The 22,574-nt window shown below is 38.5% G+C and carries 26 protein-coding genes and 1 pseudogene; 1 reads left to right on the forward strand and 26 read right to left on the reverse strand.

What is annotated here, in order from left to right; all coding sequences use genetic code 11:
• Window positions 1-9 precede the first annotated feature (9 nt).
• From LRP81_RS00115 to LRP81_RS00130, 4 genes and pseudogenes are all read right to left on the reverse strand, one after another.
• Window positions 10-444 carry an NUDIX hydrolase gene (locus LRP81_RS00115; RefSeq protein ID WP_230499209.1) on the reverse strand — a complete coding sequence of 145 codons (435 nt, stop codon included), beginning with the start codon at window positions 442-444 and terminating at the stop codon, window positions 10-12.
• A gap of 61 nt (window positions 445-505) precedes the next feature.
• A complete protein-coding gene (locus tag LRP81_RS00120) occupies window positions 506-1,270 on the reverse strand; it encodes a class I SAM-dependent methyltransferase (protein ID WP_230499210.1) in 765 nt (254 codons plus the stop codon).
• A 2-nt stretch (window positions 1,271-1,272) separates the two neighbouring features.
• Window positions 1,273-1,752 (reverse strand): aminoglycoside 6'-N-acetyltransferase, encoded by a 480-nt coding sequence (aac(6'), locus tag LRP81_RS00125; protein ID WP_230499554.1) that lies wholly within the window; start codon window positions 1,750-1,752, stop codon window positions 1,273-1,275.
• Window positions 1,735-2,184: pseudogene (locus tag LRP81_RS00130) on the reverse strand (GNAT family N-acetyltransferase); the annotation flags it as partial. The pseudogene LRP81_RS00130 and the gene aac(6'), both read right to left, overlap by 18 nt.
• A 121-nt stretch (window positions 2,185-2,305) precedes the next feature.
• On the opposite strand from LRP81_RS00130, the gene LRP81_RS00135 reads away from it, so the two are divergent.
• The gene (locus tag LRP81_RS00135; RefSeq protein WP_230499211.1) at window positions 2,306-3,484 is read left to right on the forward strand and encodes an oxalate decarboxylase family bicupin; all 1,179 of its coding nucleotides are present in this window, start codon (window positions 2,306-2,308) and stop codon (window positions 3,482-3,484) included.
• 16 nt (window positions 3,485-3,500) lie between these two features.
• Here LRP81_RS00135 and LRP81_RS00140 read toward each other — a convergent pair whose 3' ends face one another.
• The 22 genes from LRP81_RS00140 to LRP81_RS00245 all read right to left on the reverse strand — a co-directional run bounded on the left by LRP81_RS00140 (window position 3,501) and on the right by LRP81_RS00245 (window position 22,574).
• A complete protein-coding gene (locus LRP81_RS00140) occupies window positions 3,501-3,944 on the reverse strand; it encodes a hypothetical protein (RefSeq protein WP_230499212.1) in 444 nt (147 codons plus the stop codon).
• A 272-nt stretch (window positions 3,945-4,216) separates the two neighbouring features.
• The gene (locus LRP81_RS00145) at window positions 4,217-5,449 is read right to left on the reverse strand and encodes an aminopeptidase (protein ID WP_230499555.1); all 1,233 of its coding nucleotides are present in this window, start codon (window positions 5,447-5,449) and stop codon (window positions 4,217-4,219) included.
• Window positions 5,450-5,570: 121 nt separating this feature from the next.
• Window positions 5,571-7,289: a phosphoenolpyruvate--protein phosphotransferase gene (gene ptsP / locus LRP81_RS00150; RefSeq protein WP_230499213.1), complete on the reverse strand. Its 1,719-nt coding sequence runs from the start codon at window positions 7,287-7,289 to the stop codon at window positions 5,571-5,573.
• Window positions 7,289-7,555, reverse strand: coding sequence for a phosphocarrier protein HPr (locus tag LRP81_RS00155; RefSeq protein ID WP_230499214.1), 267 nt, complete (start codon window positions 7,553-7,555; stop codon window positions 7,289-7,291). Before LRP81_RS00155 ends, ptsP begins: the two co-directional genes overlap by 1 nt.
• 387 nt (window positions 7,556-7,942) lie before the next feature.
• On the reverse strand, window positions 7,943-8,125 hold the full coding sequence (locus LRP81_RS00160) for a YqzE family protein (protein ID WP_230499215.1): 183 nt from the start codon (window positions 8,123-8,125) through the stop codon (window positions 7,943-7,945).
• Window positions 8,126-8,156: 31 nt separating this feature from the next.
• Window positions 8,157-8,672, reverse strand: coding sequence for a shikimate kinase (locus LRP81_RS00165; protein WP_230499216.1), 516 nt, complete (start codon window positions 8,670-8,672; stop codon window positions 8,157-8,159).
• A gap of 131 nt (window positions 8,673-8,803) precedes the next feature.
• A complete protein-coding gene (gene comGG / locus LRP81_RS00170) occupies window positions 8,804-9,136 on the reverse strand; it encodes a competence type IV pilus minor pilin ComGG (protein WP_230499217.1) in 333 nt (110 codons plus the stop codon).
• Window positions 9,137-9,182: 46 nt separating this feature from the next.
• Window positions 9,183-9,617 (reverse strand): competence type IV pilus minor pilin ComGF, encoded by a 435-nt coding sequence (gene comGF / locus LRP81_RS00175; protein WP_230499218.1) that lies wholly within the window; start codon window positions 9,615-9,617, stop codon window positions 9,183-9,185.
• Entirely contained in the window at window positions 9,601-9,933 is a 333-nt protein-coding gene (locus tag LRP81_RS00180) for a type II secretion system protein (RefSeq protein ID WP_230499219.1), read from the reverse strand. The genes comGF and LRP81_RS00180 overlap by 17 nt, the downstream gene beginning before the upstream one ends.
• Entirely contained in the window at window positions 9,917-10,396 is a 480-nt protein-coding gene (comGD, locus tag LRP81_RS00185; protein ID WP_263458217.1) for a competence type IV pilus minor pilin ComGD, read from the reverse strand. Before comGD ends, LRP81_RS00180 begins: the two co-directional genes overlap by 17 nt.
• A complete protein-coding gene (gene comGC, locus LRP81_RS00190) occupies window positions 10,365-10,688 on the reverse strand; it encodes a competence type IV pilus major pilin ComGC (RefSeq protein WP_230499221.1) in 324 nt (107 codons plus the stop codon). Before comGC ends, comGD begins: the two co-directional genes overlap by 32 nt.
• Window positions 10,689-10,690: 2 nt before the next feature.
• Window positions 10,691-11,755, reverse strand: coding sequence for a competence type IV pilus assembly protein ComGB (gene comGB / locus LRP81_RS00195; RefSeq protein WP_230499222.1), 1,065 nt, complete (start codon window positions 11,753-11,755; stop codon window positions 10,691-10,693).
• Entirely contained in the window at window positions 11,709-12,779 is a 1,071-nt protein-coding gene (gene comGA / locus LRP81_RS00200) for a competence type IV pilus ATPase ComGA (RefSeq protein ID WP_230499223.1), read from the reverse strand. The genes comGB and comGA overlap by 47 nt, the downstream gene beginning before the upstream one ends.
• 317 nt (window positions 12,780-13,096) lie before the next feature.
• Entirely contained in the window at window positions 13,097-13,915 is an 819-nt protein-coding gene (locus LRP81_RS00205; RefSeq protein WP_230499224.1) for a serine hydrolase, read from the reverse strand.
• A complete protein-coding gene (locus tag LRP81_RS00210; RefSeq protein WP_230499556.1) occupies window positions 13,902-14,924 on the reverse strand; it encodes an ABC transporter ATP-binding protein in 1,023 nt (340 codons plus the stop codon). Before LRP81_RS00210 ends, LRP81_RS00205 begins: the two co-directional genes overlap by 14 nt.
• A gap of 3 nt (window positions 14,925-14,927) precedes the next feature.
• Window positions 14,928-15,851 (reverse strand): C40 family peptidase, encoded by a 924-nt coding sequence (locus LRP81_RS00215; protein ID WP_230499225.1) that lies wholly within the window; start codon window positions 15,849-15,851, stop codon window positions 14,928-14,930.
• Entirely contained in the window at window positions 15,844-16,944 is a 1,101-nt protein-coding gene (locus LRP81_RS00220; RefSeq protein ID WP_230499226.1) for a dipeptide epimerase, read from the reverse strand. Before LRP81_RS00220 ends, LRP81_RS00215 begins: the two co-directional genes overlap by 8 nt.
• Window positions 16,945-16,957: 13 nt before the next feature.
• Complete coding sequence (locus LRP81_RS00225; protein WP_230499227.1) at window positions 16,958-17,878, reverse strand: S66 peptidase family protein; 921 nt, start codon at window positions 17,876-17,878, stop codon at window positions 16,958-16,960.
• A 100-nt stretch (window positions 17,879-17,978) separates the two neighbouring features.
• Window positions 17,979-19,613, reverse strand: coding sequence for a peptide ABC transporter substrate-binding protein (locus LRP81_RS00230; protein WP_230499228.1), 1,635 nt, complete (start codon window positions 19,611-19,613; stop codon window positions 17,979-17,981).
• Window positions 19,614-19,670: 57 nt separating this feature from the next.
• Window positions 19,671-20,681 (reverse strand): ABC transporter ATP-binding protein, encoded by a 1,011-nt coding sequence (locus LRP81_RS00235; RefSeq protein ID WP_230499229.1) that lies wholly within the window; start codon window positions 20,679-20,681, stop codon window positions 19,671-19,673.
• An 8-nt stretch (window positions 20,682-20,689) separates the two neighbouring features.
• A complete protein-coding gene (locus LRP81_RS00240) occupies window positions 20,690-21,640 on the reverse strand; it encodes an ABC transporter permease (RefSeq protein WP_230499230.1) in 951 nt (316 codons plus the stop codon).
• Window position 21,641: 1 nt separating this feature from the next.
• Window positions 21,642-22,574: an ABC transporter permease gene (locus tag LRP81_RS00245; RefSeq protein ID WP_230499557.1), complete on the reverse strand. Its 933-nt coding sequence runs from the start codon at window positions 22,572-22,574 to the stop codon at window positions 21,642-21,644.

The following is a 22,574-nucleotide window of genomic DNA, read 5'->3' on the forward strand; positions in this document are numbered from 1 at the left end:
TTCTCCCCTTTATTTAACAAGTAAAGCCCGCTTTTTATCTGCTTCCAGTAGCCCTTCTCGCAACCAAATTTCTGTTTTCGGATGATGTAAAATCTCTTCGGTTGTCATCCAATGAACTGCATCTACTTCATCTGGGCTTTTTGGAAATGGCTCTCCTTCCTGCCATTCACATAGAAAGATAATGTCCACGACTTCTCTACCATCTGGTAAAACAAAAGAAGTATTTCTTATGTAAGTCATTTCTTCACATGCAATAACACCTACTTCTTCCATTAACTCTCGCCTTAACGTTCTTTCTAAAATATCAGAACTTGCTCCTTCCTTGTCCACAGTCCCTCCAACAAAAGCGAGTAGCCCTCCTGCATGTTCTTCCTTTGTACTGCGTTCAATCATCAGCCACTTATCTTCACGATACATAGCTGCTTCAACGTTAATGAAAAACATCCTATCCCTCCTGTTTTTAGATAATTGGCAATCCCGAAATTCTCTCTAACAATATACGTCCCTACTTACGTGCTTTTATAATAAGTGTAGAAGGGAACTTTCTCGCTTTGTTTAATGAATAGTAACGATCCGTAATAGGGGCATCCTCTCCATCAAACCGCTCCCCAACCTCACTTTCTACTACTCTTTCAATAACAAATCCTGCATAAATCAGTTCATTTATGAACGTACTTAACTTACGGGTGTGGATTACCATTGGGGCATCCTCTCCCTTAAACCTTTCAAAGCTTTGAGTTCCTTCATTTTGATAATTTCCATCGAGTGTTAAAATACCTGCTTCACTTTTAATATGAGCGTATAAGGGATGGTCCCAACTGAACACAAAGGTTCCTCCTGGCTTCAAATAGGAGTAAATAAGCTGCAAGGTACTTGTTAAATCTGTTGTCCAACCTAGTGCATAGATGGAATAGACACAATCAAAATAAGTTTTAGGAAGCCCGATATCTTCTTCCATTGCTGCGTTGTACAGTTTCGGATTGTAACCCATTAAGGTTTTTTCTGCTGCCCGCTTTTGTTCTGTGGAGAGGTCGACTCCCCACAGCTCACTCACTCCTTTAATATCACGCATATATTTAAGTGAATGTCCGCTACCATAGCCGATATCTAGAACAATCTTTTGCTGCAAATCATCCAAAAGATGCAGCTCATCTTCTGTTTGTGCAAAAGGTCCATAGCTTGGTAATGCATCCACACCATTAAAGTGATGGGCAACCTTATCCCAGCTTTTTTTATTATTGCTCAATACGTGATTCACCCATATCCCCATCCTTACTCTATCGATTTAATAAAAGCGATTAATCTACTTGATTCTTGGAATCCTAGACTTGTGTGAAAATAATAGCTTATCTCGTTCTCCAAATGAATGTCAGATCCAATTTGTTGGCACCCCCTAGCTTTAAGCCATGATTCTCCTGCATGTAATAGCTTTTTGGAAAAGCCTTTTCTACGATGTTCCTCTAACACAAATACACCTTCCACATAACCTGTTGGACTAGACTCAGAGCCCTCCACATAATCCTCTCTTATCGAAAGATGCATAAATGCAACAATCTCGTTATTCTCCTTGTAAAATAAAATTCGGTTGCGACTTGATGGTACAATATCGTGATATGTTGCTGCCAAATCCTCTTTTGTGCTCGTTGGCCATAAGGAGTGGGCAAGCTCTACATAATGTTTTTTGTGAGCGATAGTAGCTAAAACAATATGGTTTGTATCGTTTTCTGAGACACCCAATTCCAGTCTTGCCATCTGCTCCCCCCATGTAGCCATATCTGTTTCAACAAATCCCGCTTTTAAGTATAGTTGCTTTGCAACAAGATTTTCAGGCTCATAACTAATCATTACATAGGGGATGGATCTACCAATGTTATCCGTATTAATATCGTTCAACACCTCATGTAATGCTGCCTTCCCATATCCTTTACCTTGATGAGATTTATCCACCATTAATCGTGTAATCCAATAGTTACCATCATCAGAATCAACTCCGTATAATGCAAAGCCTACCATCGCTTCGCCTTTAAATACTCCCATCGCCTTAAAGTCTGGCAGAAATTGTGCTTGTGCTATCGAGTATAGATTAGAGGCAACAAAATTTTTCTGTGCTTCTCTTACATTTAAGTTTATTGCTTTTTCCCAGTTCTTTTCCGTAATTGGTTTTAATGAAAATATTTCTCCCATATTCCTTCCCTCTTTTTTCTATTTGTTTATCTCAAAAGTTAGTAATTCGATGTAATAGTTGAATAATCCTTTTCATATTTGTAGGTAGTGCTATTTACAAATTTGAAAAGGGTGATTTACTATGGCAACACATGATCCCAGAATTCCACAGCCGATCAGAAGTGACGGTGCTGGAGCTCCCGATTATGGCCCTCGTAACGTGTTAAGAGACATTCAGAATCCAGATTTACTCGTTCCCCCGAAAACTGATGCTGGTACAGTCACTAATCTACGATTTTCCTTTTCTGATACGTCCATGATTTTAAAACATGGTGGATGGTCTCGTGAAATTACTGCCCGAGAGCTTCCAATTGCTACTACTCTAGCTGGTGTTAATATGAGCCTGACTGCAGGCGGAGTCCGTGAGCTTCACTGGCATAAGGAAGCCGAGTGGGCTTATATGATCTTAGGGCGAGCTCGGATAACGGCCGTTGATCAAAATGGTAGAAATTTTATCGCTGATATTGGCCCAGGAGATCTATGGTATTTCCCACCTGGAATTCCCCATTCCATACAAGGGCTAGAACAATGTGAGTTTCTATTAGTCTTTGATAATGGAAACTTTTCAGATTTAAGTACACTTTCGATTTCAGATTGGTTTGCACACACACCACCGGAAGTTCTTTCTGCTAATTTCGGAGTTCCCGAAAGTAGATTTGATAAACAGCCAGGCAAACAAGTTTATATTTACCAAGATGATGTTCCTGGACCAATTCACTCCCAAAAAATCAACTCACCAGCAGGTGAAGTACCGCATCCTTTTAAGTACGAACTGCTTAAACAACCTCCACTAGAATTTTCTGGAGGCTCTGTTCGGATCGTTGATTCATCGGTTTTCAAAATATCCAAAACCATTGCTGCAGCACTTATAGAGATAAAGCCTGGGGGCATGAGAGAACTACATTGGCATCCAAACAATGATGAATGGCAATACTATTTAACTGGTAAAGCACGTATGACTGTTTTTTTCGGTAACGGCACAGCAAGGACATTTGATTACCAAGCTGGTGATGTTGGCTATGTTCCGTTCGCAACTGGCCATTATGTGCAGAACACGGGGAATGATACAGTTTGGTTTCTTGAAATGTTCAAAAGCGATCGCTTTGCCGATATTTCGCTTGCACAATGGATGGCTCTTACCCCTACTCAACTTGTGGACAGCAATGTACGTGTTCCATCCTCTTTTTCAAAAAATATTAAAAAAGACAAAGTGCCAGTTGTAAAATATCCCCCATATACGTATAAACAGAAACATGATTAGTATACAAAGTGCGCACCTATCTCGGGTGCAGCATTTTTTTATTGGAAAATCTTATGGCAAAATAGACAAGGCCAACTAAAAATGCTCCCCCTCCTAGGATGTACGGTATCCAATCCATCCAGTGAGAAGGTGCTTCATGAAGGTAATTTGCTTTCTTCCATATATGTTGACTATCCTCAACAGCAATTGCTTCAAGCGAATCGATTTCTTTAATTTCAAAATACTTTGTGCCTTTTTCGTAAGTATTCGAAGCATCACCATAGTAGTTGCCATTTGTGTCATTCGCCTTCCTTTTCACCTCTCCAATTACAGGACCTAAGTCATTCTGGCTTATTTGTACATCTGTCACTTCATAGACGTTTCCATTCCATACAACAAATGAATAAGCCCAATCAAGCGCATAAACAGGAGAAGCAAACACAAAAATGAGAAGTAAACAACCAGCCATTCGTCTTTTCATTAGGGTTCCTCCACACATACCTTTATAAGATTGGACGTAACTATTGCAAAAAAGTTTGGAAAATCTTTCATTTTATTTTAACAAATGTAAGTATATAATAAATCACTTTAAGAAAATTCAATTCAGAATATTACACTATATAATTCGGAAATATGATATCACTTTATAATTTTTAGTGTGTTAATAATCGACCTAAAATAGAAATAGACTTTCAGAATGCAAAAAAGTTAGGGGATGAAGAAGTCCCCTAACTTTTTAAACTGGCACGAAAATTAGTTTGCCCACTCTCCATCAACTAAAATAGGCTCTTTTTCTCCATTTGGCGTTTCACCAGTAATATTTAACCTAGCAGACCCAATCATGAAGTCAACATGAATCATGCTTGTATTAACTCCTTTAGCTTCTAGTTCTCCCTTAGATAATTTTGCTCCACCCTCAATGCAAATTGGATAGGCAGAACCTAAAGCAAGGTGACAAGAAGCATTTTCATCGTAAAGCGTGTTGTAGAAAATGACATTTTGTTTAGAAACTGGTGAGCTGTTTGGCACTAATGCCACTTCCCCTAGATATAGTGCTCCTTCATCCGTTTCTAATATATTTCTCAAAGCATCATAGCCCTTCTCTGCTTGATATTCTACAATTTTGCCATCTTTAAAAGTAAAACTAAAATTCTCCACTAAGTTACCGTTCAAATTTAGCGGCTTTGTAGAAGAAACGACCCCATTCACTCCGGTTTTGACAGGAAGTGTAAAGACCTCCTCAGTTGGAAGATTTGGGACAAAATATGTTCCTTGTTCATTGTTCAACCCGCCACCTAACCACACTTGTTCGTCTGGTAACTCAATCGTTAAGTCAGTACCGGGTCCATTGTAATATAGTTTTTTATATTTTTTCTCATTAAAGACTTTTAGTTTATTTTGAAGAGTATCAATGTGTGTGTTCCAAGCAGCAATAGGATCTGCCTCGTTCACCCTAGTTACCTCAAAAATATTTTCCCATAGAGAGCTTATCTGTTCTTCTGGTGTTAAGTTAGGATATATTTTTGCAGCCCATTCTTGAGAGGGTACCGAAACAATTGCCCAGCTAACCTTTGCAGTCTGAATGTATTTTCGATATTGTTGCATCGCTTCTGCTTGTGTCTTATTAGCAATGGACACTCTTTTGGAGTCCACTTCTTTAAGTAAATCGGGGTTGGAGGCTACTATAGACAAGAATGCAGCTCCCTCTTCGGCCATTTGCTCCAATCCTTTAACCTTCCATTCACGCACAGTACCTAAAGAATCTTCTGTTGCAGTTTCTAAAGTAATCTTTGTTAATTGCTCGTCGTTCCACTCTGTATGTACATATTTTGCCCCCAAATTATAGGCAATCTTAGCAACCTTTCTTACAAATGGTGCTGCAGTAATTGGTGCATTTATTACAAGTGGCTGGTCTTGTTGAAGATTGACACCTACCGTCACAGCAAGCTCAGCATATTTAGTTAATTTATCTTTCATCAAAGTGATCTTCCTCCTTCTTGTGTATGACACTATTGTATCATACGATAGGGGGGTATATTAATACAATGAGATAGCTTCATAACATAAAAACCGACCTTCCACACATTTGGAAAGGTCGGTGAAAAAATTACACATTAAATTTTTCTTTTACAAATGCCACTACATCTTCAGCAGTGCTCATGCTCAGAATCTCTTCCCGATAGGAAGCTGCTTCTGCTTTGGAAATTCCACGCAGCTGGCTTCTAGCAGGAAGAATGGATGTTGCACTCATGCTAAACTCATCCAATCCAAGTCCAAGAAGGATAGGTATTGCGATTGGGTCACCAGCCATCTCTCCACACATTCCAGCCCATTTGCCGTTTTTGTGTGCAGCTTGGATGACATTATCAATTAATCGAAGAATTGCAGGGTTGTATGGTTGATATAAGTAAGAGACTTGTTCGTTCATACGGTCTGCAGCCATCGTATATTGAATTAAATCATTTGTTCCGATACTGAAGAAATCCACTTCTTTAGCGAAAATATCAGCCATCACTGCTGTAGATGGAATTTCTACCATGATTCCGATTTCAATGTTTTCATTAACAGTAGTGCCTGCCTGCACAAGTTTTTCTTTTTCTTCTAAAAGAATCGCTTTTGCTTGGCGGAACTCATCTAATGTTGCAATCATAGGGAACATAACTTTCAAATTACCATATGAGCTTGCACGTAACAACGCGCGAAGCTGAGTACGGAAAATCTCTTGTTCCTCCAGGCATAGACGGATTGCACGAAAGCCTAAGAATGGATTCATCTCTTTAGGAAGATTTAAATAAGGTAATTCCTTGTCGCCACCAATGTCCAAAGTACGAACGACAACAGGCTTGCCCTCCATTTTCTCAAGGACTTCTTTATAGGCGTTGTACTGCTCTTCTTCAGATGGAAGTTCCGTTCTGCCCATGTAAAGAAATTCCGTACGGTACAAACCAACGCCCTCTCCACCATTTGCTAAAACTCCTTTAACATCCTTAGGAGTTCCAATGTTCGCAGCAAGCTCTACTTCTTGTCCGTCAGAGGTTAAGCTTTTCTCGTTAACTAGCTTTGCCCACTCTTTTTTCTGCCCTTCATGCTTCTGCTGCTTTTCTGTGTATGCAGTTATTTCTTCGTCTGTTGGGTCGACGATTACTACACCGTCAAGACCATCTACAACGACCATCGTACCATTTTGTATTATCTCCATTACGTTTTTAGTTCCAACAACAGCAGGAATTTCCATAGAACGCGCCATAATCGCAGAATGAGATGTTCTACCACCGATATCTGTTGTAAAGGCTTTAACATACTGGCGATTTAATTGAGCAGTATCAGATGGAGTTAGATCTTCAGCAATGATGATTACTTCTTCTGAAATCAAACTCGGATTTGAAACGCCAACACCTAAAAGATGGGCTAATACACGTTTCGTTACGTCACGGATGTCCGCAGCACGCTCTTTCATATATTCGTTGTCCATCTGCTCAAACATAGTAATGAACATACCCGCTGTTTCATCAAGTGCCACTTCAGCGTTTACATTTTCGTTTTTAATTTTATCTTTAATTGGATTTAAGAGCTCTGGATCACTTAGGACAAGCAGATGGGCAGAGAATATTTCAGCTTTGTCTGCTCCGAGCTCCTTGTGAGCATGCTCTTTGATTTTTTCCAATTCATTTTTAGAAGTTTCTACTGCTTGTACAAATCTTTCCACTTCCGCAGTTGCATTATCAATCGTTTTTTTTTTCACTCTCAATTCAGGATTTTCAAGACGATATGCCTTTGCAATAGCAATCCCGCTTGAAGCAGCGATGCCTTGAATATTGTTAGACATTATTCCCCTAACCCTTCTGACTTCAAAGTTTCTTCAATAGCTACTAAAGCCTCGCTCTCATCTGAACCTTCAGCAACAATTTTGATTTCTGCTCCTTGAGGAATACCTAAAGACATAACTCCCATGATAGATTTTAAGTTTACAGACTTCCCGTTATACTCAAGGTTTACGTCTGCATCGAACTTTCCAGCTGCTTGCACCAACTGAGTTGCTGGACGTGCGTGAATTCCTGAATCCGCTGTTACTTTAAATGTTTTTTCTGCCATTGTAATCATTCTCCTTTGAAATAGGTTATTTTCAATAGTTCTTAATGTACATGGATTTCTTCCTTGTTTCAACTGAAGAGCAATAGGAAAAATTTATGTACCGAAACATTCAGCAAGAACTTTTTCTTTTTTTCTATACCCTGTATCACTATGAGTATGTACAATATTGTATAGAAAAAGGCATGAGAAAGGGGGCTTTTCACTCAAAAAGGGTAAACATAACCCTTAGTATTGATCAAAACCACTTTACTCATGCCTGATCGTATCAGTAACACGTAAAAGTTCTTATCTATGTTGTAAATATTTGCATGGACATACAATTGAATGTTTCTTTAGTATCCGAAGAGATTGTAGCATAAAAATGAAAGGGTTGGCAATACTTTTGACTCATGTATCCCTCTTTTTAAAAAACATCATGAGAGCATAAGGAATTATACCAAAAAGTTGGTAAAGCATTGGTGTACGCTCTTGCTTCTTAAGCTTTCTTTGCTCTCGTTTAACTTCTTTTGGTTTGTCCATATACGTAACTAGCTGCTGTGTCACATATTTAACATAATCATTCGTTTTCATTTGGAATCACCACCATGTAGTACTTATTATTTTAGTGTTGACCCTTTTCCCATGATTTAACCACATCAACCACGCTTTTAACTGATTCAACTACAGACAAATTAGTTGTATCTACAATAAGTTGTGCCTCTCTATATAGAGGTAAACGCATTTCAAAGATTGCTGCTACTTCATCTCTGCTTTTCTGCATTATTAATGGTCTAGTCTGATCCTTTTCTAGCCTTTCCCAAACCTTATCCATTTCTGCATATAAGAACACCATACAACCATTTTGTTTCATCCAATCAACGTTTTCTCCGGAAAGTACTACACCACCCCCGGTTGTAATAATGGCATCTTGAACGGGTAATTCCTTTAATGCCTTTCGTTCCAATTTTCGAAAATACTCCTCACCTTGTTGAGCAAATATTTCTTTTATGGTCATTTTTTCATTGCTCTCAATTAATTGATCTGTATCATATACCGGTAATTGAAGGGCTTTGCCAAGTTCTTCGCCAATTGTGGTTTTACCCGCACCCATAAATCCGGTCAGATAGATGCTTTTCACTGTTTTCCCCCCGCTCTTAGACTGATGCTCATGCGAAAAATAAGTATTGGAATGTATTCTAATTATTAGCAACAATCTTTATTTCAACCTTTATTATAAGGTAACAAAGTGTCAGCCTGCCAGCTTTCACATTACAAATTTTCTGTCCACTTTAAAAATTCAAAATTCACAATATCATAAATTACTTTAGCTTGATAGCTTCTCTCTTCTCTCGTCATACAAAGAATGGTTATTTCTAACTCTTCACCTAGCTCTTTTATGTTAATTGATGCTGATCCATATGGAAAATGTATAGAATCAGCACGTATTTGACCGTCCTTCTCCAATTCATTTTGGACCACATCCCATGAATATTTCATCATTGCTTCCAATTTAAACTGCTGATCTGCTTCAAAATAGAACATTTTTTCAAGCCGATAGTTTTCTATTTGATGAAGCAACATATAGCTCAGCAAACTACACATAATAATAGTAACCGGTAATATATACCCATCTTCTTTTTTCTGACAATTATGGAACAGGTATTCTCCGGATAAGAATTTCATATTGGTTTTCGTCTCTCCCTTTTAATTTAATCATTACCCCTCCCGACACTTCTTCAAAAGCTGCGCTCATAACACCATGCAGCATAAGTTCATGACCTTTTCCATCCACTCTGCGTCGAAGCTTATCTTCATAATGTTCAAAGCTCACGAGTTGACCTATTTGGTTGGTCAATTTCACCACAGAACCATTCACTGAAATTTCACTAGCATTCCTCACCTCTCTAGCCGTCTGTTGAATAAACACTTCTAACTCTAGTGGATGTATGCCGTCTTTTTTTTCGGTTAAATGGTAAATACTTTTCATTAAAATAGGAAACAAAGCTGTAAGAAGGAGAACGAGAGAAAAGCTAATCATTACTTCGAGTAAGGTGAATCCTTGCTCTTTACGGATAATGAACATAAACGCACCTTTCTTTCTTATTCTGTCTATACTCCTTATATGACACACATAGCTCGGATATCTGTGATTCGAGGTGAAACTCCACCAAATAATCCGTCTTTTTACTAATCAACAAAGGGTATTCAGCTTGATGACCAATCCGTATTTTATCTTGTTCCATGTTTAAGATATATCTCGCCTCTTGTTCTAGTAAAAACCCTTTACGTTCCTGATTCATCCTCACTAGTCCCGGAACAAGGACCGAAGCAATGACTATCCATACAAATAACGCTGCAAGAACCTCTAACAAAGTAAAACCACTATCTTTCTTCCACATAAAAACGACCTTTCCCTAACGTAAATACATACCGGTAATTCTCTAATCCATCAACACTGACAATCAAAGCTCCTGATTTATCAATGCTCCCGTTCCCTAAAAACGCAAAGCGTTCTCCCATTGTTCTCGTATCAATTTGAATCGTCCGATGGTAACTTCTAGTAACAAGAGTTGTTGCCTGAAATGTTCCTTGACGTATCAAATAGGAATTGTTAGTCGGCATAAAAATGACATGGACATTCGATCTAGTACTTAGTGCGTATTGTTGGGCAAACAAAAGATCATTATTGAACTGTTCGATAAAATATCTTCCTATGTGTTTATCTTCCATTGTGGAAAGCTTCAGTACTGTAATAGATAATAGTATGGAAACAAAAGACAGAATAAGCAATGATTCTAAAAGAGTGAAGCCTTCTTCTACTTTTTCCCATTTAAGATGGATCACTTGGAACTGCCTTTCCATTTTCAATGGTAATAATTTTTCCGTTAGGACAATTCAATTCTCCAGAATCATTATCAAACCGGTCCTCCAAATATTCTGGCGTATTTAAATCATTTATCGATGAAGGAATTGTGCCATTGTCAAGACGGTATGCTTGTACTTGAGCATCAACCATACTTACGAGAGCTTCACATCCCTTATCTCCTATCACACTGCTGTTTTTCGTAATGTTTGGAATCATGATTAAAAGTAGAACTGTAATGACTAGCATTACCAGTAACATTTCCACAAGTGTAAAACCACGTTCATTCATCTTTAAATACCTCCCAGTAGTTGAAACATTGGAATAAAAATACAGATATACAACAAAAACACAAATGCACCAACAAACACGAACAAACACGGTTGTATTTTGGACATTACTTTTTCCCCACGTTCCTGCAATTTCACCAACAATAATTTACTGAACTGCTCCAGTTCCTGGGCCAATTTTCCATTCTTTTGTCCATGTACTATCACAAGGGGGAGCCCCTCGACAAATACCTTCTCTTTTTTTACCAACGTTTCAAGCTTCTCTCCTTCTAATAATCTTTTACGAAATTCTATTGCTTTCCCTTGAAAATAAGGCTGGTAATTCTGCTGTTCAAATACAGAAAGCGAATCATTAATAGTAAGTCCGCTTTGAAGCAAGGTGCTTAATTGTTGAGTGAAGTAATGAGAGTAATGTAGAGAGAGAAAGGTTTTTAATAGAGGTAGCTTCATGAAGAAATCAATTTTCTTTGAGGGTTTTAACTTCTTATTGCCTCGAAAGAAAAGAAAAGATAGAATACTTAGACCTAAAAAAACACTCATCATGATGGGCACATACGTTACAATCGAAAAAAATAAAGAGATAACTGGATTTAATTGAATATTCATCTGTATAAACAACTGATTGAATTGTGGTAACAGAATGGTTTGTACAAAAATAAACATGACGATCACAAAAAATAGTAGCATTATGGGATAGGTGACAAGCGTAATTAATTTTTCTCGATAATATCTTTTTCTTTCCATTAACGTGCCAGCTGACAGGAATGCTTGACCTAAATTCCCATGCTTTTGAGAAAAAAATAGTAGTGATAATACATCTTGATGAAAATGAAGTTTCTCTAAAACTGCATGTATACTTAAACCACTTTTCAACTGATTAATTGCCCCAACCATCTTTTTCTTCTTTGCATAATCATAGTGAATACTCATTAATATCAATGCATCCAACAATGAATAGCCATTTTCATAAAGCTCCCCCACCCGTTTCAAAAATTCTTCCTGGTCTTTTAACTGCCAAGCTTTATTTTTCTTTCCCATCATATACCCATCTTTCATATTCCTGCCCATGAATGAATCCAAGTGCAATCCCCTTTTTAATCACTTCCTTCAAGGTTGGATAATGCAATTCCACAGCTTTACCCTTGCATTGATCTAACACTTTTTTCAACTCACTCCCATAGAGTAGTTCATACACACTTGCAAGCCTGTGACTTCGGTATTTTCTGCAAAATGCCGAACATCTCCCTTCACAATATGGACACTTCAATTCTACAAGCCGTTGAGCTGAAACAGCGATCAGAGTCTGTTCCAGTTCCTGTTGAGTGACCCCGTATTCCATTAACCTGTAAACTGCTCCTTTAGCATCTCTAGTGTGTAATGTACTAAGGACGAGATGCCCCGTTAAGGCAGCTCTAGTCGCAATTTTTGCTGTTTCCTCATCACGAATTTCTCCAACCATAATAATGTCTGGGTCATGTCTCAATATTGCTTTCAATCCAGAAGCATAGGAAATGCCGGCTTTTTCATTCACCTGTACCTGTAGCACATGTTTGCTTTTTCTTTCCACTGGGTCTTCTAATGTAATGATATTTCTTTGCAGCAGGTTTTTAGATTGTTCCAAAAGAGAATAAAGAGTAGTTGTTTTACCAGATCCCGTTGGCCCAGTAAACAAAAACAATCCGTGTGAATGCTTCATTAACGACATAATTTTCCTAGTGGAATTCTGGAATAACGAAAGATGCTTAAATAAGAATTGACTGTCTTCTTGTGGGAGAATTCTGATAACGAGGCTTTCCTTGTTAAATGTAGGTAAAGTGGAGAGTCGAAGATTAATTTTGTTTGTATCAACAAGTAGAGTAAGTGCACCGTTCTGCGGCTTTCGTGTTTCGCCAATATCCATATCGGCTTGGAATTTCAAATGGGACAGCATTCTATTATAGATAGCAAGTGGAATTTCTTCTTGATCATAGAGATAATGATCTAAGCGGAATAAAATATTGGCAGATTGTTCAAGGGGTTTAATATGGATATCTGAAACTTGTAAGCGGACAGCTTGGCGAATTATTTCTTCACACTTTTTTTCAATATTCATTTCTCACCTCATTCTATTTAGTGTTTGGATAGGGGAAAGCTAGGGCAATAAAAACCTGTTCTCCTTTCTAATAAAATTTACTGCCTATAAGATTTTCTACATAGTTTGACAGAATCCTGCAAGTTTTTGTATTTTTTTGATATTCTCTTTTCTAAGTGATAAATGTTACCTTCTACTTTAGATTTTTATCACTTTTTCTTTAGGGCTATAGAAAAAACATTTATTTAGGAAGAGAATGTGTAAAACGGACCCGGTAATTTCCTAGTAGCTTATCTATGGCAAAAATGCATATAAAATCTGCCTTTAGAATTAACCTATCACTTCCTAAATAACGGTGTTTCCAACAGATAGGATTTTACTACCCAGCCAATTTTCTGAATAGCTCTTTTCCCCGCAGAATTATCTACTAACCCATCTATCATGACGATAACAATTAAATTTTTCTCTCGAAAAGAAAAGACTGCGCAATCATGCTCTACCCCTGGTAACTCTCCTGTTTTGTTTGCAACTTTTATGTCTTCTTCGTTTATGTAAAATGGCAGTTTATCCTGTAACTGTTGACCAAATATGATTTCAAGCATTTGCATTCTGCTTTTTACTGAGAAATGACGTTTATCTTGTAGTATATCCATGCATGTCATCATATCAATGGCTGATGTATTATTTTCAAGCCCAGATTTTGAAGCTATATTGTCCATCATTTTTCTTAGAAGAGTGGTTTTATACAATTCTTTTTCATGGCAGAATTGTTGTATTGATTCCATCGTTAGCACGTCTATTACCTTATTAGTGGCCATATTATCTGAGACTACAATCATTAATGTCAAATGATCTAATAATGAGAGCTCGGTGGCACTATCCAGATATTGAATGACTCCCGCTCCACCAACTTTTCTAATCTGATTTATTTTATATCTTTTTGATAAGTCCAATTTTCCTTTATCCACAAGGTAGAAAGCTGTTAACAATATTGGAATCTTTATTAAACTAGCAGCTTTTTTCCTTACATTCGGATGAATTTCAACCAAAGTTTCCTTTCCTTCTTTAATGATACAACTAACGTGTCCAGGAGTGGTATTTACCACATTCTGAACACGCTTCACTAAGTTCTGCTGTTGAGGATTAATCGGATTCATTTGCAGCTGCAACCAATTCTTTTGCTTTATCAGCGCCAACAATACTTTCATTATACAAATGACAGGCAACGTAGTGTTTTGATTCAACTTCCTGCCACTGTGGCACACTTTTACTGCATGCTTCCATGGCGTGCGGGCAGCGGGTACGAAACACACAGCCGCTTGGGGGATTGATTGGGCTTGGGATCTCCCCTTTGACAATTTGTCTTTCTCTTTTGTCTTCCACATCAGGATCTGGAATAGGTATTGCTGATAGAAGTGCTTGAGTATATGGGTGTAATGGCTTTTTGTATAAACTTTTACTTTCTGTTAACTCCATCATTCTCCCTAAATACATCACACCAATTCTGTCACTAATATGCTTCACCATGGAAAGATCATGGGCAATAAATAGATAGGTTAGTCCCTTTTCTTTTTGAAGTCGCTTCATAAGATTGACAACTTGTGCTTGCACGGAAACATCTAAAGCTGAAATGGGTTCATCTGCAATAATAAAATCAGGATCAAGGGCTAATGCTCGTGCAATACCGATACGTTGTCGCTGTCCTCCGCTGAATTCATGTGGGTATCTATTGGCATGTTCTCGGTTCAATCCTACATCTTCAAGTAGCTGATACACCCTTGCTGTTCGTTCTTTACTAGTTCTATAGATTCCGTGAACTTCCATCGGTTCAGATATAATCTCTTTTACTGTAGAACGGGGATTTAAAGATGCATAAGGGTCCTGAAAAATCATCTGCATATTTTTATGAAAAGAAAATTGCTCCTTTTCATTTAATGCATGTACATCTTTTCCATCAAATACTACATTACCTGACGTTTTACTATAAAGTCCGATGATGGTTCTGCCTGTTGTTGACTTGCCACAGCCTGATTCACCAACAAGTCCAAAGGTTTCCCCTTTATAAACGTCAAAAGAGATACCGTCTACTGCTTTTAGCGTCTTCTTCTTTCCCATATAAAAAAACTTTTGCAGATTTTTCACCTGCAGTAATACTTTTTTTGTCATCATCTATTCGCCGTCCTTTAGCCAATACCTTCTTGCTACACATAATTCCTTTTCATAAATCGTATCCTTCATCGGTAGGATTTCAATATCTCGACCTGTTTTAGGTGAATGAAGAAGCTTATCTTCACCATAATAGATACCTACATGGTGAATCTTTCCTTTTCCTTCTTCATAAGCAAAGAACAATAGGTCTCCTGGTTTAATTGAATGAATCGCTATTTCTTTCCCTTCCTTTGCTTGATCTGTTGCATCACGAGGGATAATATAGCCATTCGCTTTGCACATTGTGTAACTAAATCCTGAGCAATCCATTCCAAAACCGCTCATTCCTCCCCAAAGATAGGGGAGATCTAAAAATTTTTCTCCCGAACTGACAATATCCTCTCCGGATCCTTTCGTTACATCATTCCAACTATCAATAACGGTAACATCGCCTCTTTTTAATTGACCGACTTCACCATTGGGAAGCTTGACCATTACAACGTTTTCTTTACTCTCTAAAAACGGTAGAATTGTCTGGAAGCTTAGTTCAGTAATAGGTACTCCATCTTTAGAAGAAAGAGTGGAAATATTATTTTGAACAATAACAATTGCACCATTTGTAATATCCCAATTTTCAACTTCTGCTACCTGGTTTTTAGGAATCCAGCCTGGATACCCCCGTTCATCTTTTGAAGAGCTTTGCGTCAAAGCAATTATATGATAATATTCTTCTTTTTCGTCTAGCATCAACAGTTCCTGTCCATAAAGCAGCTGGGATTGTATAAGGTTAGCATTGCAGAGCTCCAGCCTCGTTTCATAATTCAATGAGGAAAGCCAACCTTTTATATCTGTTGGGTTACTAACTGCTTTTTGGTCGATTGATCTAGGAGAATCATAGGAAGTCCAAATTGTCGCTACTGGTACATTTATGATATATTTACTCAACACTAACTCCCCCTTGCACTTTTACGTCTGTTATTCCAAGCCCATAGTCTTTTGGAAACGTTATATTACTTCCGTTGTAAAGGATTCCTCCTATGACAATATCTTTCGCGAGCATAAGTGGTGCATCAAAATCAAAGCGGGTAATATTTTGTTTGCTTGCTGCAAAATGGGCTGCCGCTGTTATCCCTAGACGAGTTTCTATCATACTCCCAACCATGCACTCAACGCCAAATGCTTCTGCAATACTATTAATCTTTTCAGCCTGAAAGATTCCTCCAGCTTTCATTAGCTTAATGTTGATAAGGTCTGCACTTCTTGTTTTTAACACCTGAATTGCCTGTTCTGTGGTAAAAATACTTTCATCTGCCATAATTGGAGTGTCTACTTGATCGGTCACTTGCTTTAATCCCACTATATCGTGTGCAATAACCGGCTGTTCGACTAGTTCGATATCTAGTCCAAGATCCTCCATCTTTCGAATTCCTCGAATTGCATCTTTCGCAGTCCACCCTTGATTTGCATCCAGCCTTATTTTCACCTTGCTGCCAACTCGGTCACGTATTTCCCTTATTCTTTCAATATCTGTGTTAATTGTATCTTTTCCAACCTTTATCTTTAATACATTAAAGCCCTGCTCTAAGTAAAATAGCGCATCTTCTCCCATCTCTTTTGGGGAATTAACACTAACTGTATAATCGGTCTCAAGTTCTGACCTAGCACCACCCAAATATTGATAAAGTGGTAGCTTACTATGCTGTGCTAAACAATCGTATATCGCCATATCTACGGCTGCTTTTGCGCTCGAATTTCTAATTATCGCTTTATGTAATTGCTGTAATAAAGGTTCATAGTTTAAAAGATTTTGGTTCATAAATAACGGTTTCATAATATGTTGAATGACATACTCCATACTCTCCAAACTGTCACCTGTTATAACATGAGTTGGAGGTGCCTCTCCCCAACCTGTGATACCATTATCACACATTAGTTTAACGATCACCGCCTCTGCTTCATAAACAGTGCGCAGTGCGGTTTTGAAGGGTTTTGTTAATGGAACGTTCGTGCGGAATGTTTCTAGCTGTTGAATGAACATACAATTCCTCCTGTCATTGTACTCCGGGTTGAATGATCAGTGTTTTGTTGTGGGTATTGAGTTCAGCATGTGTTCCATGTGGAATAGCGATATGAGGGGTGCAATGGCCAAATTTAAAGCCTTTCATAGTAGGTTTTCCCGCACCAAGTACATGTTGGCTAATGACCTCTTCTAAACTTAAAGAGTCTTTTCCCTCATCAGGTACACAATTATGGAAATCACCGATTACAATTCCATTGGCATCTTCAAATTTTCCGGCCATCTTTAATTGATTTAGCATTCTATCAACCTTGTAAGGCTGTTCGTCAATATCTTCCAAAAATAGTATTTTCCCTTTCGTGTTTAGTTCAAATGGAGTGCCTAGTGAGCTAACTAATAGTGTTAAATTCCCTCCAACTATTTCTCCCCTCACAATCCCTTCCTTTAGTACATCAAGGGACGAAAAGTCTTCGGAATATACCGTTTCCATTGGTTCAAAAAGTTGTTGAAATCCAAGCTTAGAAATCGGATGAGGATTATCTAAACCAATATCAGAGCTTAACATCGGTCCATGAAAGGTTACTAGATTTGCTTTTTGAAGGAAAGACTGATGAAGAAAGGTAATATCACTATAGCCCCAAAAAATTTTTGGATTATTTTTGATAATCTCATAATCTATATTAGAAGCAATTCTAGCAGTCCCATAGCCTCCACATGCACAAATGATTGCCTTCACTTCATTATCAAGAAACATCGCATGAAGGTCTTCTAATCTTTCCTCATCCTTTGCAGCAAGATAGCCATACGGAGAATCCACATACTTTCCGAGCTTTATTTTTAATCCCAGATCTTCTTCTAAAAAGGTTAGTGCCTTTTCCAATTTTTCTTGCTTAGGCGGACTTGCAGGTGCAATGATGCCAACTGTGTCCCCTTTTTTCAACCTTTGTGGCAGCATAGATTTATCCCCCTTCTGATATACCTTTTTTTAGATGTATATGTATAGAATAAGCTGTAATTTCATCAAAATGGGTGTTCAATGAACACCCATTTTCATATTATTCTTTATCTGCCCATTTCAGTTCAATATAACCTACTGGGTGACGAACAATTCCTTTAACCGTTTCGTTTTGTAAATAAACATGGTTATAGAAATACAGTGGAATGATTGGCATTTCCTCAAATAAAACCTTTTCAGCTTCATACATTAATTCAAAACGCTTTGCTTCATCGGCTTCATTTAATGCATTTTGAATTAACTCATCATATTTTGCATTTGTCCAACCAGTACGGTTCATTGTGTGACCCGTTTGGAAATTCTCTAGGAAGTTAATTGGATCTGCGTAGTCTGCTAGGAACGAGCTACGTGAAAATTGGAATTCTAGATTACGCTGAGCATCAAGGAAAACATTCCACTCCATGTTAGCCAGCTTCACATCTACTCCAAGATTATCTTTAAACATTTGCTGAATGGTTTCGGCAATACGTTTGTGCTCATCACTAGTGTTATACGTTAAGGTTACTTCCGGTAAAGTTTCATACCCTTCCTCTTCCATTCCTTTTTCCAATAACGCTTTTGCTTCTTCGGCATTGAAAGAAACAAGATCCCCATTTGTTGCACGGAAATCATTTCCTGACGGATCTGTAAATCCTGTCGAAACAAAGCCTTTCGCAGGCTCTTCTTCACGTTTTGTAATGTAATCCACAATGTCCTGTTGATTTACTGCCAGTGCAAAAGCTTTACGAATATTAGCATTTTGGAATGGCTCCTGTTCTACACCAAAGCGGAAGAAGTAAGTTCCTGCTTGCTCTCCTACATTTACTTTTCCTTCTGCAAATAACGATTCACTCACATCTGCTGGTACACCAGAAGTATCAAGGTCTCCTGTTTGGTACATTTGGTATTCGGTATTGGAGTCGTTTACCATCGCCCAATGGACTTTATCGAGCTTAACGGTTGCTGCATCCCAATATTGATCATTTTTTTCCATCACAAAGTGGCTTTCATGTTGCCATTCTGCTAAGTTAAACGGGCCGTTTCCGACAAATGATTCTGCCTCTGCAAACCATTGCGGATTATCCGTTGCTATTTTTTCATTTACTGGGAAGAATGCCGGGTTTGTAATGACGCTCAAGAAATATGTTTGGGGTGCTACAAGTGTAACCTCCAACGTTTTCTCATCTAACGCTTTTACTGCTACATCTTCAGCAGAACCTTCTCCATTATTAAATGCTTCTGCCCCTTCGATAAAATAGCCAAGGAAAGCAGCTGGAGATGCAGTATCCGGATTCAAAAGTCGCTTCCAGGCAAATTCAAAATCTCCTGCAGTTACATCATCACCATTGGACCATTTTGCATTGTCACGAATGTAGAAAGTGTATGTTTTTCCATCTTCTGAGACATCCCATTTCTCTGCAGTAGCTTCTTGAGGAAGATGCTCGTCGTTCAATCGTGTTAACCCTTCCATCAAGTTGTTTAAGGCATTCCAGGAATATGAATCAAACCCAATCGGTGGATCTAAAGACGTTGGCTCTGATCCATTGTTCAGACGTAAAATCTTCTCTTCAGTAGTATTATCATTATTGTTGTTCCCTTCACTTGTGTTGTCTGTACCTGCATTTTCACCTGCTGTACAGGCAGCAAGAACGAACACAAGCATCGCTGTCATTAGTAAAAACAATAGCTTCTTCATGAAAACTCCCCTTTGTTTTATATTAGATGACACCATGAATCTATTTCACTATAAGTATTATCTTATAGTAGAAATCACTGTTTTTATTGGTTTAGGTGCTCTCGGATCTTGAAGCCAACAGTCCACATAATGTTCCTCTGACAAAGCCGTCTTCATCGGATACACCCGTTCACAAACTTCCATGGCATAGTCACATCTTGCAGCAAACGCACATCCAACAGGTGGTGAAAATAAATCTGGCGGTGAGCCGACAATTGGGACTAACTCCTCTCCATCTAAATCCAAGCGTGGAACAGAATTCAGGAGACCTTTTGTATATGGATGCTCCCCTTTGTAGAAAATCTCTCGCCTGTTACCTGCTTCTACAATCCTTCCTGCATACATGACGGCAACCCTATCCGCAACTTGTGCCACCACACCAAGATCATGTGTGATAAGAATAATGGAAACACCCGTTTTTTGTTGAATATCTTTAAATAAACGTAAGATTTGCGCCTGTATAGTGACATCCAAAGCAGTTGTCGGCTCATCTGCAATCAAAATTTCCGGCTGGCATACGAGTGACATCGCGATGACAATACGCTGCCTCATCCCACCACTAAATTCGTGAGGATATTGTTTAAGTCGTTCTATCGGACTAGGAATTCCAACAAGTTGAAGCATTTCAAGTGCTTGTTTTTTTGCTTCTGTTTTTGACACTTTTTTATGTTGGATAATTCCCTCCATTATTTGGTCCCCAATAGTTAGAGTAGGATTCAACGCAGTCATTGGGTCTTGAAAAATCATGGAAATATCTGCCCCTCTGATTTTGCGCAATTCCGGTTCAGAAAGTTTCGTTAGATCCTTATTTTTAAAAAGAATCGAACCTTTGGTGATTTTACCAGGCGGCTCTGGTATCAGCCGCATGATACTTTGGGAGGTAACGCTCTTCCCACAACCGGATTCTCCTACAATAGCCAGAGTTTCTCCTTTATGAAGGTCGAAATTCACTCCTCTTACAGCTTTGACTTCCCCACCATATGTTGAGAAAGATACATGCAGGTCATTTACTTGTAGAATTTTTTCCATGCTGTCCATTACCTCCTCAACTTTGGATCAAGGGCATCTTGCAGTCCATCTCCGAGTACATTAAAAGCAAACATCGTCATGGAGATGAAAAATGCAGGAAAGAACAAGCGCCACCAATGACCAGATATGATGGTAGATAAACCATCATTCGCCATTACTCCCCAGCTTGCATATGGAGCTTGTACACCTAGACCTAAAAAACTTAAAAATGCCTCTGCAAATATTGCCGCAGGTACAGTCAATGTCATTTGAACGATGATCGGCCCCATCGTGTTGGGCAATAGATTTTTTCTAATAATTCGAGACGTCTTGGTTCCGAAAGTCTTAGATGCAAGTACAAATTCATAGTTTTTAATCTGTAGGACTTGCCCCCTGACTATCCTGGCCATCCCTACCCATCCCGTAACAGTTAACGCAATAATGATCGTCAAAAGTCCAGGTCCCATTACCACCATCAATAAAATAACGACAAGTAGATAAGGTAACCCATATAACACTTCGACCACACGCATCATGGCATTATCCGTTCTACCACCTTTATAACCAGCAACTCCACCATAAATTACACCAATGAGAAAATCTATTAATGCTGCCATCAATCCGACAAATAAAGAAATTCGAGCACCATACCACGTTCTGGTGAATACATCCCTTCCTAGTTCATCTGTGCCAAAAAGATGAGTAGAGGATGGTGCTTGATTTTGGTTTGGTAAGTTAGTTTGGGTCACACTATGCGGGGAAAAAATCGGTCCGAAAATGGCCATAATCGTCAATAGAACTAAGAAAACTAAGCCAGCCATAGCAAGCTTGTTTTTTAGCAATCTCCTCCAAGCATCCTGCCAATAGGACAAACTTGGCCTTACAACAGCTTCTGCATCACCCTTCTTCTTATCAAGGGGTTTAAACCAATCATCAGGCACATTGTTGTGCTGGTTTTCTTTCCACTTCCGCTCTGCCATATTAGGTCCCCTCCTTCTTATGCAGCTTTATTCGAGGGTCTAATATCCCGTAAGCAATGTCTACAATAAAAAGCATCAATATCAGAAAGGCACTATAAAATACAGTCGTTCCCATAATTACCGGATAGTCACGGGTATTAATGCTATCCACGAAATATTTACCCATTCCTGGTATCGCAAAAATCTTTTCGATGACAAACGTCCCAGTCAAAATTCCCGCAGCTAAAGTTCCTAGGATAGTTACAACTGGCAGTAAAGCATTACGCAAAGCGTGTTTGAAAATAATTTTCACTGGAGATAACCCTTTTGCTTTAGCTGTACGTATGTAGTCTTGGGTAAGAACTTCTGCCATGCTAGCTCTCGTTAATCTTGCAATAATCGCCATCGGACCAGTTGCAAGTGCGAGTGTCGGTAATATCATATGCTTCCAGCTTGCCCATGTAGCAGGAGGAAGCCACCCTAATCCCACGGCAATATGTTGGATTAAAAATGTAGCTAGAACAAAATTGGGTATCGAAATACCAAACACGGCAAATGTCATGGCCATATAATCAATAACACCATTACGTTTCAGTGCGGCAATGACACCAAGAAAAATCCCTGATATTACTGCAATTGTCAGTGTGATCATCCCAAGTTCAAAGGAGATGGGAAATCCTCTCCCTAACATATCATTAACTGTTTGGGATGGTTGTTTGATAGATGGACCAAAATCTAATGTCACAAGCGTTTTTAAATACATCACATACTGAACAGGAATCGGCTTGTCCAAATGATAATGAGCTTCCAGATTTCGCTGTACTACCTCACTGGTAGATCGCTCTTCATTGAGCGGGGACCCAGGAATGGCATGCATGAGAAAAAAAGTCAATGTGATGATTACCCATAACGTAATGAGCATTGCAACTAATCTTTTCGCTATAAAAGTTCCCAT

The sequence above is a fragment of the Sutcliffiella rhizosphaerae genome (genome assembly GCF_917563925.1).
In the GTDB taxonomy this organism is placed as follows: Bacteria; Bacillota; Bacilli; order Bacillales; family Bacillaceae_I; genus Sutcliffiella_A; species Sutcliffiella_A rhizosphaerae.